Consider the following 14664-nt stretch of genomic DNA (forward strand, 5'->3'; position numbering starts at 1 on the left):
GCTGAATCATAAACTGATATAAATATCCTATTTTTTAACATATATAGTCTTAGACGGAGTGCATATGACCACTGCGATCATCGCTGATGACGAAGATTTACCTCGTAAAGATTTACGCCGCATGCTCGCCGAGTTGTGGCCAGAGTTAGAAATTCTGGCGGAGTGTGAACATGGCACCGAAGCTTTGGAAGCGATCCATCACCATAGTCCGGATATTGCCTTTCTCGATATCCGTATGCCGGGGATGACAGGACTGGATGTTGCCAATGCCACCAAAGGCCACTGCCATGCGGTGTTTACTACAGCCTACGATAATCATGCCTTAGAAGCTTTTTCGGCAGGTGCCATTGATTACTTGCTTAAACCTATTTCGCGCGAACGTCTGGTCGATGCCATCAATCGCCTCAAAGAACGTCTGGCAACGAAAGCCGCACCAAGTGATCTCAGTCAGTTGATGCAAGAGCTAGACAAGCGCCTACGCCCGCAAACGGCTGAGCGCATACGCTGGATCAGTGCCAGTGTTGGCGACACGATTAAGATGTTCCCGATCGATAAAATTTTGTTTTTCACTTCGGATGAAAAATACACGCGTGTCGTTTGCGCTGATGATGAGGCACACGTGCGCAAACCGCTGAAAGAAATTATCGACGGTTTAGATCCCGAAGTGTTTTGGCAAATTCATCGCAGCGTCGTAGTGCGCGCTGAAGCGATCGCCAAAGCTCACCGCGATGAATTAGGCAAAGTGACGGTGGAACTGCGTGGCAGTAAAGAGCTGTTAAAGGTGAGTCAGGCTTATGCTTGGCGATTTAAGCCTATGTAGGCCGATGTATGTTTAAGTAATTTGTTTTTCTTAAAAACTGTTAGCTCTATGGTGACGATGATGACGAATTTGTATAAATTTGCTTTCCTTATCAGCGCTTTATTTTTTACACCTATTCTGACTGCGCAAGTTTTGCCAGAAAAGTTTCAAGCGCCTCTCATTTCTAATGGTGGGGTGTTTGGTCTGACTTTATCTCCAGATGGTAAAACCGCACTGTGGGTGCAATCTCAGGGCAAGCGAGAAAAACTCACCATCATGGAGTCTACGAATGTGAATGGCCAATGGACTGAGCCTAAAATAGCGCTGTTTTCTGATGACAGCGGACGATGGAAAGATATCGATCCTATGTTTAGTCCCGACGGTAATCTGGTGTTATTTCAATCGAATCGTCCGGTGTCGAATGCGGATGGGATACCGAAAAAGGATTTTGATATTTGGGCAGTCAAAAAGACAGACCAAGGCTGGGGAGCGGCTTTTCATATGGGAAGCGTGATCAACACGGAAGCCTCAGAGTCTTACGCGTCAATCGCAAAAAATGGCAATATCTATTTTATGAAAGACCATGAAAATCAGCCTGGTAATTCAGATATTTTTGTGTCTAAATTCGTCAATGGGAAGTACCAGAAACCCATCAATATCGGTATGCCAGTCAATACTGAACAATTCAGAGAATCCAATCCCTTTATCTCCCCTGACGAAGATTACTTAATTTATTTTTCTTCGGATGCCACGGGCTTTGGTGAAGTCGATCTGTATATTAGTTTTTTTGAAAATGGTGGGTGGACTAAGCCGTTCAATCTGGGTTTACCTATCAATTCAAACTTAGCTGAATTCTGCCCTTTTGTTCATCAAGGTAAGTTGTATTTCACTCGTCAGCAAAAAGGGGCGGACAGAATGATAGAAGATATTTATTTGATAAACTTCGATCCGTATTCTTATAAGTCTATGGTCAAGTAGGAGTCATTTTTACTTTTGAGGGCTTACTATTGATTTGCCGTGAAAAAGTGAAATGCCATAATTAAATGCCTCTTAATTTTCCATTCCCATACTTTTGGAAAATCAACAGACACTTGAGAAATCGGGTGTCTGTTTTGCTTTTTATCTTATGAATGTGTGATGAGTAAATGCGGTGAGCTGTGTTAGCCTTTCGTTAGGGGAATTAATAATAAAAACCAATAAAAGGAGCATGCATGATGTTGAGTTCTGAAATGAAATTATCAGAAAAACGAACAAAAACGCCGATAAAAACATTGGCGCTTTCAAAGACGCTAGCGAGTTTAGGATTTTTACTCTACGCCAGTGTTCATATGGCGACTGCACAAAGCGCACAAAGCGCACCAACTGCGGCCTCGAAAGAGCTCGCACGCTGGCAAGCCACCGCGCAGAAAGTCACGATCTCGCGTGATAAGTGGGGGATCCCGCATGTGGTTGGTAAAACCGATGCCGACGCCGTGTTTGGCTTGCTATATGCGCAGGCAGAAGATGATTTTAAACGCGTAGAACTAAATTACATCAATGCATTGGGGCGTTTGGCTGAGGTCGAAGGTGAGGCTGAGATTTGGCGTGATTTGCGTATGAAGTTGTTTATTCAACCTAAGGATTTACAAGCCAAATATGCGGCCAGTCCGGTCTGGCTTAAGCAACTGATGAATGCCTTTGCGGATGGTTTGAACTATTATCTGCACACCCATCCTGAGGTCAAACCACGCTTGATCACTCATTTTGAACCTTGGATGGCTTTAGCGTTTAGTGAAGGTAGTATTGGTGGCGATATTGAGTCGGTCAATCTTACTCAACTCGCTGCCTTGTACGGTTCGCAACAGGGGAAGCGTCCTGAATTAGCAGCGCTCGATACCGATCCCCTGTTGCCGGAACCACGTGGTTCTAACGGTTTTGCGGTTGCCCCTACTCGTACCGCGAATGGACAGGCGATGTTGTGGATTAATCCGCATACCTCGTTCTATTTTCGTCCCGAAGTGCAAGTGACCAGTTCACAAGGTTTGAACGCTTACGGCGCGGTGACTTGGGGTCAATTCTTTATTTATCAGGGCTTCAATCAATATAATGGCTGGATGCATACCTCAAATGCGGCCGACGTGATTGATGAGTTTGCGCTCACCGTGAGTCAGAAAGCAGGTAAATACTATTATCTGTATGAAGGCAAGCAACGAGCTTTGAAAGTCGTCGAACTAAATCTGCCCTATAAAACCAGTACCGGTATAACCAATCGCAAGATCACCACCTATGCTAGCCATCATGGCCCTGTGGTGCGCGCTGCGGATGGTAAATGGATCGCAGTGCAATTGATGAATGAACCAGTCAAAGCCTTGATGCAATCCTATCTGCGCACTAAGACGCGTGATTATGCTGGGTTTGCCAAAGTCATGGATTTGCGCGCGAATTCATCGAATAACACGGTGTATGCTGATCGCGATGGCAATATTGCGTATTTCCATGGTGATTTTGTGCCGCGTCGTAATCCGCAACTTGACTGGACACAGCCGGTTGATGGCAGCACTCGTGCGGCGGACTGGCAAGGTCTGCATCCGGTCAAGGACATTATTCAGCTATTTAATCCCGCCAACGGCTGGATACAAAATACCAATAACTGGCCATTTTCAGCAGCCGGTATCGGGGACGGTAATAGTAGTCCGCGCCAACAGGATTATCCGCGCTATATGTGGAGTAATGGCGAGAATGCGCGCGGTTTGCACGCCGTCAAAGTATTGAAAGACGCCAATAAATTGACTTTGGACGGTATGATTGCACTGGCTTATGACAGTGAGCTTACCGCGTTTGAATCTTTATTGCCGCCCTTATTTAAAGCCTATGATGCTGCGCCCAGCCCGGCTTTAGCTGAGCAAATTAAAAGCTTGCGCGAATGGGATTTGCGAACCAGCCTAGAATCTCGTCCCACTTCCTTGGCAATCTATTGGGCGCAAGATTTAGTACAGACACACGCGGCCGAAGCGCGTCGCCATCATATGCCGGTCGTGGATTACCTACCTAGTTTGCCCGCATCTGCTTTGCTGTCGGGTTTGCAACGTGCCAGTGAGCGTTTGCAAAAGGATTTTGGAAGTTGGCAAACACCTTGGGGAGAAATCAATCGTTTTCAACGACTGTCCGGTGATATAAATGCCACTTATGATGATAACAAGCCCAGTTTGCCCGTTGCATTTGCCTCGGGTAATTGGGGGGCGTTAGCCGCCTATGGCATGGTCGCCAAACAAACGACCAAACGAATCTATGGTGATCGTGGCAATAGTTTTGTTGCTGTCGTTTCCTTTGGTCCTCGGATCCAAGCGAAGAGCATATTGGCCGGTGGTGAAAGTGGCGATCCTACCTCGCCACACTTCAATGATCAGGCCGATATGTATAGTAAAGCGCAGTTTAAAGACGTGCTGTTTTACCCAGAAGACATCGCTAAGCACTTAAAACGCAGCTATCATCCGGGGCAGTAAATTACGTCGTGTGGCATACCGAGCAAGGTGATGCTTTGGTATGCCGCAATGCGAGTAATGAGAAGAAGATCAGATCTAGATCAACTAAATCATAAAAAATGCCGCAATGCGCAATAAATCTAGCGCCTTTCCTCGCCACAAATTGACCGCATGTCTGACATTTCTAGTTTAGAATGCACCGTCGTTGAAAATCCCTGCATTTTTGGTAAGTACAGAATGCAGAAAGAGAAACATAAAAAATACAGAAAAGTGCCTTTTCCCGTCAAAAAATGAAATGGGAATTGCGATGAGATCGGGACTTAATGGATTTAGTGGATCTTGGACGGATGTGGACGGATAAGGATAGATTTAGGCGGATTTGATGTCATTCAGTAATTGCTATGAGTAGTTATGACGAGTAGTTACGATGAACTGTTACGATAATTCAAAATAAGTTTTACAAAATTCAAACAGGAGAAAATTGCATGAGCGGTGCTGCAATCACACCGGGTCAAGAGACCCCAATTCCAGAGTTTAAGCAAATCATGGGGCATCCCGCTCCACTTTGGATGTTATTCATGTCCGAATTCTGGGAGCGCTTTGCGTTCTACGGTATTCGTTGGGCTTTGGTGCTGTATATCGTTGATCAGTTCTACCAAGGCTCTGGCGCTGGCCAAGCTGACGCTAATCTGACTTATGGCTCTTATTTGGCTCTAGTGTATGCCGCTGCTTTGTTTGGTGGCTATGTAGCTGATCGAGTGATTGGTTACCAGCGTTCGATTTTAGTGGGCGCGGTATTCATGGCAGCTGGCTTATTTATGATATCGATTCCCAACCAAGATATTTTTAAGATGGGTTTGGCGACCATCATTATTGGTAACGGCTTGTTTAAACCGAATATTTCTACCATGGTGGGTAAGTTGTACAGCATTGCTGATACCCGTCGTGATTCTGGTTTTACTATTTTCTATATGGGTATTAATGTGGGTGGCTTCTTGGCACCAATCTTTACTCAATTCTTGGCACAAAAAGTCTTCAGCACTGGCGACACCCCTGCTTACAAGATCGTCTTTATCGCTGCTGGTATCGGTATGGTTTTGAGTTTGATTTGGTTTGCTATCGGCCGTCGCATGTTAAAAGGTATAGGCGCACCAGCCCCTGGCGCAGAAAGTATGTCGCGCGTGATTTATGTCGCGATCGGTGCTTTATGCGTAATTCCAGTTGCCTATTTCTTACTCTCTATGGGTGCCGTAAAATTACAAATTGTTTTGTTCATTTTATTTGGCGGCTTGGCGATTATGTTGTTGGTAGAAGGCTTCCGCAACGGTAACATCGCTCGTGATAAAGTGATCGCGATGTTATTGATTTTTACCTTCAATATTTTGTTCTGGATGTTCTTCGAACAAGCTGGTAGTTCTTTCACTTTCTTGGCTGACAAAATTGTTGATCGTGATTTGACCTCCGCATTTACTTTCCCAACGGCGTGGTTCCAAAGCGTTAACTCTTTAGCGATTATTGGTTTTGCACCGGTGGTTGCTGCGGTGTGGGTAATGTTAGGTCGTCGTAATTTGAATCCATCTATCCCACGTAAATTTGGTCTGGGTTTGATCGGTAACGCGTTGGCATTTGGTTTGTTGATGTACGCTTTGACTTTCTTGGTCGATGAAAAGAGCAAAATTCCATTCTGGACTTTGTTCATGGTGTACGTGATTCAATCAATTGGTGAGTTGTGCTTATCTCCAATCGGTTTGTCGATGGTGACTAAGTTGGCACCAACACGTTTGGTCGGCTTGGGCATGGGCGGCTGGTTCTTATCGACGGGTATTGGTAATAACTTGTCAGGTATTTTTGCTAGCCATGTGAGTGGTGATGGCGGGATGTCGGTAGCGTCTGCGTTGAGCGGCTATACCTTCGGCTTCTACTCATTATTAGGCGCAGGTATCGTATTGTTCTTGATTGGACCTTTGATGCAAAAATTGATGCATGGTGTGAAGTAAAATTGAAACTACGGTAGTTGATGTACCCAACAAAAAAAGCGACCCACGGGTCGCTTTTTTGTTGCTTAAATTAGCTGATACTAGCTAACACCAGCTAATTTTTGAAGCTGATTATTTTATTTCTGGCGCTGGTTCCATAGGCATTTCGCCTGCTGCAGTTGCTGGATAAGCCTTGCCATTAATCGTCAGCTTGCCATTTTTCCAGAGCACTTGCGAACTCAAGTTACTGCCATTGCGGGCGATGTAACCTTGGGCTTCGTAGGGTTCTATGCTGGCTTTAAACATGCCCAGCATCATGGTGCGTGCATCGGGATCGGTTTGTGTGCCGTTAATCAATTCTTGTACCAAGGTTTCCGCCAAACTGACATCAGCTTTGCTTTCTAGTTTGTTCAACAAGAGCATAGGATTATCGATGTCACCAGGTTTTACGTCGACAAATTGCAATTTACCGCTAGCCTTAAATTCGCCGTTTTTGCCAGCCAGACTGAGGCGATCTAAAGACAAGACGGGTTGATACTTGAGCATTTCGGCGCCGTGTTTTTTGAAAGTAACTTGCATCTCTTCCAATTTTTCAGGCGTCAGATTTTTACGATCCATTGCGTATAAGGCGGTGAATAATTGATTGAAACTAGGACCGTGCAGATTTTTCAAAGAGTAGTCGTAATGGAAGTTACCGATATCTTGTTTGTTAACTTGAATTTGCTGTATGCCCATTTTTAGCGCTGAATCGAATAAATCGTCTTTACGCGTGGTGTTGCTCTCTAAGATCAGGTCTTTCAAATTAAAGCCTGCATTGGGAGCTTGGGTATTGGCGAAGCTGATGCCGCTGATACTCGCTTTTGAGTTGCCAACATAGAGTATTCCATCAGCATAGGCACGTTCTGCGTCGCCATTCATTTTGACCGCACCCAGATTCATGGTGGTGCTACCGTCGCTGCTGACCAAATCCATGCCTGGCGCATTGAAATCAAATTTCAATTTTTTGTAGGCTGCATCGAATGCGAATTCCAGATTCAAGCCTTTCCAATTGAGTTTATCTTGACGTGTACCAACCACGGTATTAATTGCTGGGCTGCTCATTTTGACTGTGCCGCCGCCACTGTAGTTAAGTACAGTTTGTAGCTCTAAATATTTTTTGTCGCCGAAGATTTTTTTGATTTCGGCGACGGTTGCTGCATCTAGAACGAATTCTGTTTCTATCTTACCCGCGCCTATGCCAACGATACCGGGGATAGGTCCGTGCGTAATATGGTTGATAATTTGAATTTGTATAGGCTTGATGACAGGCATCATGTCCGGCATTGCTTGCGCCGCATTGTCGGCATTGTCCGCATTATTGTCTGCTGTTGTCGCTTCTGGCTCTTGGAAATGGGCTGGTGCAGGCATGCCTGGAACCATGTCAGCGTAACTGATTTCTATCGTACTTTCTTGGGTCGATGTGAAGATACCGCGGGTGTAGTTTTGTTTGACTATCTTTAACTTAGAAAACAGCACCTCGTTGGTATTGAGTTGACTCAATTTGGTTTCTAAGCGTTTGCCTGTGACCCAGGAGGCGGCTGGATAAGCGACTGCCAGAGCGGCAACCACGGCAATAGCCAAGGAACTTTTTTTCATGTGACCCATCCTTTAAAAATCGAATAAAAACTAATGTGTAAAAATATAAAAAACCGAAGAACAAATAAAAAAACCAACATTGAAAAACAAATAGAAATTCGACGCAGGCGATAGTGTAACGACAATTTTGCGTTTGATGATCTAAAAGATAAGTTAAATTTAAATTCTGCTGCCAACTATTGCCAACCAGCGGTGATTTAATTGCTCAGTCTTGTAAAGCATATGCGTGACGAATTAGTGATAGCCGCATTTGCCAGATATTCGAACTGACTGAGGATGATTTAGCAAAATTTAGCGCAATTTCGCCAGATTTTACTAAACATTAGTCAGAAACTGGGTTTCAAAATCCTGAGGATGGAGCGGGCGCGAAATTAAGTAACCTTGGATTTCGTTGCAGTGTAGCGACGATAGTAGTTGTTTTTGTTCTTCGGTCTCAACACCTTCGGCAATCACTTTCAATTTCAGCGCATGCGCCAGACTGATAATAGCTGTGACGATGGCAACATCGCTTTCATCCTTGGTCAAGTTCATCACAAAGGAGCGGTCGATTTTGAGTTTGTTGATAGGAAAGCGCTTGAGATAACTGAGGCTGGAATAACCGGTACCAAAATCATCTACCGCCATTTTGACGCCTAGCTTGGCGATGGCATTGAGTTTTTTGAGTGTTTCTTCTATATCTCGAATCAAGATAGATTCGGTTAATTCTAATTCGATAAAGCCAGGGTCTAAATGGGCATCATCGAGGGCATTGGCTAAGCTATCGACAAAATTGGCTTGCTGAAATTGTAGAGCCGAGACATTCACCGAGATACGTAATTGGCGACCGTCTTTATTCCACGCGGCGGCTTGTGCGATCGCGGTATGCATAACCCACTGTCCCAACGCGATAATTAATCCTGTTTCTTCCGCAATTGGAATGAATTTGGCGGGACTGACTTCGCCTAGCTCTGGATCGTGCCAACGCAATAGCGCTTCTGCGCCGTAGACCTGTTGCGTTTCCAGATCGACCAGGGGCTGATAGTGCAAGCGGAATTCTTGATGTTCTAGGGCTTGGCGCATCGCATGATCAATTTTCATGCGCGACAATAAGCCTATGTTCATTTGTCTTTGATAAAAGCGAAAATCCGAGCGCCCACGTTCTTTCACGTGGTACATGGCACTGTCCGCGTTTTTAATCAAATCCTCCATCGTTTGACCATCAATTGGATAGAGCGCGATGCCAATACTGCAGGTCACACTAAATGGAATGCCATCCAGACAAAATGAGGCGGCTAAATCAGCTAATACACGTCGGGCACAAATCTCTGCACCGCTGGCGTTGACTTGATGGAGGAGCAAAACAAATTCGTCGCCACCTAGGCGAGCGGCGGTATCAACTTGTCGTAAACATTTCTTCAGACGTTCCGTGACTTCGATTAAAACCCGGTCGCCAAATGGATGGCCTAGTGAGTCATTAATCTGTTTGAAATTGTCCAGATCTAAAAACAGTAAAGCAAATTCAGTATTGTCGCGAGCCGCGTGCGTGATGGCTTGATTGATGCGTTCTTCTAGTAACAGCCGATTAGGCAAGCCAGTTAAAGCGTCGGAAAAGGCCAGCTCTTCGATTTTTTGCTTGGCGTTATAGTTTTCAGTCAGGTCTTTAAAAAAGCCTATGATATTGACGGTATAACCCAATTCATTTTGTACGCAGACTAAGGAAATCATGCAGAGATAGGCATGCCCATCTTTACGTCGATTCCAAATTTCACCTTCCCAAAAGCCGTACTCGGTCAATTCATTTAATACGCGTTTCAAGAGCTCAGTTGAACCTTGATTGTGTAGAAAATCACTAATCGTTAAACCGACCACTTCGGCTTCGGTGTACTGTGTCAGGCGCTCAAAACTGGGATTGGTGGTGATAATATTTTGGTAGTGATCCGTAATAAAGATCGCATCGGTACTGGCTTCGAAGACTTTGGAAGCGAGTTGCAGGCGTGCTTGATCGGCCAATTTTTGCGAGATGTCGCGGAAGGAAAAAACCCTACCTATTGGTCGACCGCGTGCATACTGCGGTAAGGTGACGCGCTCTAAGATTTTGCCTGAATGTAGTACTAGGACATCGTTGGCTTCCATCAATGGCGAGCGGCGTATTTCAGACAGCCGTTCATGGTAATGACTGGCATCCACGATGCAATTATCCATCCAAGCGTAGATCGCGATGTCATTGCGTTCGGTGAGCAGCTCTTCGGGCAAATCCCAAAGCTTGGCAAATAAGTGGTTATAACTGCGTATGTCGCCATTCAGATCGGTGACCAAAATCCCGTCTGCAGTTGATTCTAATGTGGCACGTAATTCAGCGATGAGTTTTTCTAATTCAGTTTCGATTTGCCTTTGATCGCTGTGATCGCGTATCGCAACCACATACAAAGAGGTGTCCATATCCATATGAACAAAACTAACACGACGAATGACCTGGACAATACTGTCATCGGGGCGTTTCAGTAAGGTTTCAGAGTAGATATTATTGGATAGCCCAGCTGCCACATCTTCCCAAAAAAACATGTCCTCGGGTGCAGCTGCTAGATTGATGACAGGCGTATCGAGCAAGCTAAGTGGCGCTACCCCTAATAATTCGTGAGCTGCACGGTTGGCGGCGACGATATGTAGTTGTAAGGGATCGACTAACAGTACCCCTTCTAACATGCCTTCGATCAAGGCTTCCCATTGACGACGGCTCATGAAATTTTACCGACCAAATCAGTGGCCATCGACAGAGGATCGCTGGCGCGTTCGAAGAAATAGCATAAACGCTTACGAGGAGACAGATAGTCGTAAGCCGCTTTAGGCAACTGCACCGGTTTTAAACTGCGGCGTATGCCAATATGTGTTTCATGTTCCAGATTAATCATCAAAGCATCATCACGTGGAATGGCTGGATCGTGGATGATGACTTTGGGTTTGATCGGACGGGATGAATTGACCGAGACGACTAAGGCATAACGTTCATCACTTAGTTGCACTACAGAGCCAGGTGGATAGATGCCCATCATTTTGATAAACGCGGTTAAAGTGGGCGTATCGGATTGCATCTTATTTTTGGTGAACAATTGCGATAAAGCTTCATGCGGCGTTACCGCCAGTGCCACATTGCTAGGATTACACATATTATCGAAGCGATTTACCAGCGAAATAATTCTACTCAATGCGCTCATCTTATCGACATGGATATGACCCGGATAGCCACTGCCATCGGCGAATTCGTGATGTTGCGCGATCAATAAAGTGGCACTGTTAGAGAGCTGCATTTTGCGTGCTAAATTCACCCCATGTGCCACATGACTTTGGTAGAGCTGACGCTCGGCTGGGCTGCTCTGTTCATCGACCCAGCGCAGGCGATCGGGTAATTCTATCTTGCCGACATCGTGCAATAAAGCGCCGATACCGAGCTCTAGCATATCTTCTTTGGGTAGCTCTAAGGCCTTACCCAATAAGAGTGAAATTAAAGTGACATTGATACTGTGCAGCGCGGTTTTTTCACCGGCTTTTTCAGACAGCAAGCGTATCGCCGATTCATCATGGTTGAGAATGCCATCGAGCATGCCTTGTACTAATTTACTGGCCGTATCTCTAGCCGCTGGAGGCTGGGCGTGGATGATTTCGGTCAGATGTTTAAATTCTAGGGTGGCTTGACCAAATTGGCGTTCGCAGGCCATCAGACTGGCTTGTTGGCTGGCGAGTAAAGCCTTGCGTTGTTTGGCGGCGAGCGCCTCGGGTGATTCTGTGTGCAAGGGCGTATTTAGTTGCTCCAGTGCCGCTTTTGCTTCTGTTGCGTGCGGATCAGGCTGACTTTTTTCGGGAGCGTAACGAATCTTTTGTAAACCTAGTGCCTGCAATTTGTGAATTTGCTCTTGATTACGAATTTCAAAACTACTCACCGGAAAAGGATGATCCATCCAACCTATATCAAGGTAGATGTACAAGCCTATCCGTAATTCTGCCGGACTGATAAATTGGTGGGTAGCGTCGGTCATGGAGCTGGTAATTCAAGGTATATCAAGGTGTTCGCGCGGTACTGCTTGAGAATTTGTAAAAGCGCTAGGATACTTTAAAAAAGTTGCCGCAAGTTAACTGTTTGAGTATAAGTCACAATATCCCAAAAAAACGCTTTTGACTAATATCATCGAAAAATAAGTAGATTTTTTTGTAGAGAAAATAGCCTACGTTGTATTTTTTTCGCTTAAAGAATGCAGTAGTTGTTGAGTAGCAAGGATGCGTGGTGAAAATAAATCATAACGGTGACTCTATAGTGCTGTTTTTTATAGCCGCTTTTCATTACTGTTTTTTGTAGCTGCTGTTCGTAATTGCTGTTCGTAATTATTTAGCATCGCTTTAGTATGTCCTACAGATAGTCTGTCATAGCAACAACAAAATCGCATTTCTGATTACGCAAATATCTTACAATCAAATTTTATCTTTTAACGGTTTTGCCCATGTTATTAGCGGTGTTAACGGATTTGCATGCCAATCGTGAGGCCTTGGAGGCTTGCCTCGCGCATGCACAAGAGCGGCAGGCCGAACAATATGCTTTTTTAGGCGATTTGATCGGTTATGGTGCAGATCCTTCATGGGTGCTCGATACCGTGATTAACTATGTTGGACGCGGTGCCTACGTGTTGATGGGTAATCATGATCTGGGCGTTCTGCAAGCGGATCGTAAAGATATGAATGCGAATGCGCGCGCTGTCGTTGAGTGGACTCGTGGCCAATTGAATGATTATCAAAAAGAGTTCATACGCAATTTACCCATGCAAATTGAATTGGATAATTTATTATTGGTACACGCGAATGCTTGGGCGCCGGAGAAGTGGGAATATGTCGATGGCGTCATGGAAGCGGGGCGCAGTATCAATGCGACGCAGGCGCAGATTACCTTTTGTGGTCATGTGCATCGGCCTAGTCTGTACCATATGAGTCATGCGGGTAAAGTAGGTGAATTCACACCTGTCTCCGATCTGAGTATGTCATTAAGCAAGTTACGACGCTGGTTAGTGCAACCTGGCTCTGTTGGCCAACCTCGCGATGGCAATCCTGCTGCTTGTTATGCCTTGTATGACACCGTGCAGCGAGAACTGAGTTTTTTCCGAGTCCCTTATGATGCGGAAACGGCTTCACAAAAAGTATTGGAAGCCGGATTGCCTGCCGTTTTGGCACAGCGTTTGATTCAGGGAGGCTAAGGTATGAGTAATAATCTACCGAAGTCACCAAATCAGTCTGCATCTTCTACTGCATCCCCTACTACACCTATCAGCGATCAGGCTGGCAATAAGTCCAGTGGGCAGTCGGCCGCATCATCCGAAAAACCAAGTTCACCACGCCGCTTACAAGTGGGCATGGTGGTGGATGGTTATCGTTTAGAAGAAAAACTGCATATGGGCGGCATGGCGGCATTGTGGCGCATTACCGATTTGCAGGAGCGTTATCGTTCGCCCGAAGGTGAATTGCCTGCTTTGATTATGAAAGTGCCTTTGATGTTTAGCATCGAAGATCCCACCGCTATTGTGGCCTTTGAAGTTGAGCAAATGATCATGCCTAAACTCAAAGGAAAGCATGTGCCCAGATATTACGGTGCTGGTGACTTTGATGCTCAACCTTTTATCGTGATGGAACACATCGAAGGCGTGTCATTACGCGCCCGTTTTGATGATTCTCCCTTGCCAGTTGAAGAAGTGGTGAGTGTTGGGATCCGAGTGGCGGCAGCTTTACAAGATTTGCACAGACAGCATGTGATCCATCTCGATCTCAAACCTTCCAATATTATGTTTCGTGCAGGTGGTGCCGCTGTCTTGATCGATTACGGTTTATCGCGCCATGACAAATTGCCAGATCTACTCGGAGAAGAGTTTCGTTTGCCGATGGGAACTGGACCTTACATCGCCCCGGAACAAGTTTTGGGGATACGCAATGAACCGCGTAGCGATCAATTTTCATTAGGCGTATTGTTGTATCACTTAGCGACGGGCGAACGCCCTTTTGGTCATCCTACTTCGGTGTCGGGATTGAAAAAGCGTTTGTATCGAGATCCGATTCCACCTCGCGATCATAATCCTGCGATACCCGATTGGCTGCAAGAGATCATTTTGCGCTGTTTGGAAGTAGATCCTAGTGCTCGTTTTGACACTGCTGCACAGTTGGGTTTGATGCTACAAAATCCCGATCAGTTAAGTTTGACGGCGCGTGCCGAAAAATCTGGCAAAGATGGTTTGCTGTCGGTTTTGAAACGACGTTTTCATGCGGCTGGGGTTGAGCCCTTTGCCAAATACAGTATGTCAGATCAATTGTCGCAATCCCCCATCATTATGGTGGCGCTACATTTGAGCGAAAGTAATACCGAGCTGACAGATGATATCCGTATGTTGACTCGTCGCATGTTGCAGACCGAACCAGGGGCGCGGCTGGCCTGTGTCACGATCCGTAAAACCAGCCGTATAGGCTTGGACGAGGGCATAGTGCAAGGCGGTCAGAATATGCACGTGAAGCAATTGGTAGAACTGAAGCATTGGGCGCGTTCTTTGCAAGTATCGAAAGATAAAATTACTTTTCATGTATTGGAAGCCCATGATACGGCGGCAGCGATTATTGACTATGCGCACAATAACAATGTGGATCAAATCATTATCGGTTCGCGCGGCAGCTCTACACTCCGACGTTATTTAGGTAGCGTCTCGGCGCAGGTGGTGGCAGAAGCTGAATGTACGGTCACGGTGGTTAAACAAAGACGAGAATAAGTCGATATATGGTGCATGGTGGATCGTAG

Annotated in this window: 9 protein-coding genes; 6 read left to right on the forward strand and 3 right to left on the reverse strand. The window is 45.6% G+C overall.

Annotated elements, in window-relative coordinates; all coding sequences use genetic code 11:
- Positions 1-64: 64 nt before the first annotated feature.
- From ACFFJH_RS12285 to ACFFJH_RS12300, 4 genes are all read left to right on the forward strand, one after another.
- A complete protein-coding gene (locus ACFFJH_RS12285; protein ID WP_390213024.1) occupies positions 65-820 on the forward strand; it encodes a LytR/AlgR family response regulator transcription factor in 756 nt (251 codons plus the stop codon).
- Between the two features lie 57 nt (positions 821-877).
- Positions 878-1777 carry a TolB family protein gene (locus ACFFJH_RS12290; RefSeq protein ID WP_390213026.1) on the forward strand — a complete coding sequence of 300 codons (900 nt, stop codon included), beginning with the start codon at positions 878-880 and terminating at the stop codon, positions 1775-1777.
- A gap of 233 nt (positions 1778-2010) precedes the next feature.
- Entirely contained in the window at positions 2011-4281 is a 2271-nt protein-coding gene (locus ACFFJH_RS12295) for a penicillin acylase family protein (protein WP_390213028.1), read from the forward strand.
- Positions 4282-4745: 464 nt separating this feature from the next.
- Complete coding sequence (locus tag ACFFJH_RS12300; RefSeq protein ID WP_390213030.1) at positions 4746-6257, forward strand: peptide MFS transporter; 1512 nt, start codon at positions 4746-4748, stop codon at positions 6255-6257.
- Positions 6258-6368: 111 nt separating this feature from the next.
- Here the strand turns inward: ACFFJH_RS12300 and ACFFJH_RS12305 are convergent, their stop codons facing one another.
- From ACFFJH_RS12305 to ACFFJH_RS12315, 3 genes are all read right to left on the reverse strand, one after another.
- The gene (locus ACFFJH_RS12305) at positions 6369-7871 is read right to left on the reverse strand and encodes a YdgA family protein (RefSeq protein WP_390213031.1); all 1503 of its coding nucleotides are present in this window, start codon (positions 7869-7871) and stop codon (positions 6369-6371) included.
- A 315-nt stretch (positions 7872-8186) separates the two neighbouring features.
- On the reverse strand, positions 8187-10589 hold the full coding sequence (locus tag ACFFJH_RS12310) for a sensor domain-containing protein (protein WP_390213033.1): 2403 nt from the start codon (positions 10587-10589) through the stop codon (positions 8187-8189).
- A complete protein-coding gene (locus tag ACFFJH_RS12315; RefSeq protein ID WP_390213035.1) occupies positions 10586-11881 on the reverse strand; it encodes an HD-GYP domain-containing protein in 1296 nt (431 codons plus the stop codon). The genes ACFFJH_RS12310 and ACFFJH_RS12315 overlap by 4 nt, the downstream gene beginning before the upstream one ends.
- A 459-nt stretch (positions 11882-12340) precedes the next feature.
- Between ACFFJH_RS12315 and ACFFJH_RS12320 the strand changes: the two genes are divergently transcribed.
- Together ACFFJH_RS12320 and ACFFJH_RS12325 are read left to right on the forward strand one after the other, a co-directional pair.
- Positions 12341-13084 (forward strand): metallophosphoesterase family protein, encoded by a 744-nt coding sequence (locus ACFFJH_RS12320; protein WP_390213037.1) that lies wholly within the window; start codon positions 12341-12343, stop codon positions 13082-13084.
- 3 nt (positions 13085-13087) lie between these two features.
- Positions 13088-14635: a protein kinase domain-containing protein gene (locus tag ACFFJH_RS12325; protein WP_390213039.1), complete on the forward strand. Its 1548-nt coding sequence runs from the start codon at positions 13088-13090 to the stop codon at positions 14633-14635.
- The last annotated feature ends 29 nt before the right edge of the window (positions 14636-14664 follow it).

This window comes from Affinundibacterium danionis, from assembly GCF_042432465.1.
GTDB lineage: Bacteria > Pseudomonadota > Gammaproteobacteria > Burkholderiales > Burkholderiaceae_D > Undibacterium > Undibacterium danionis.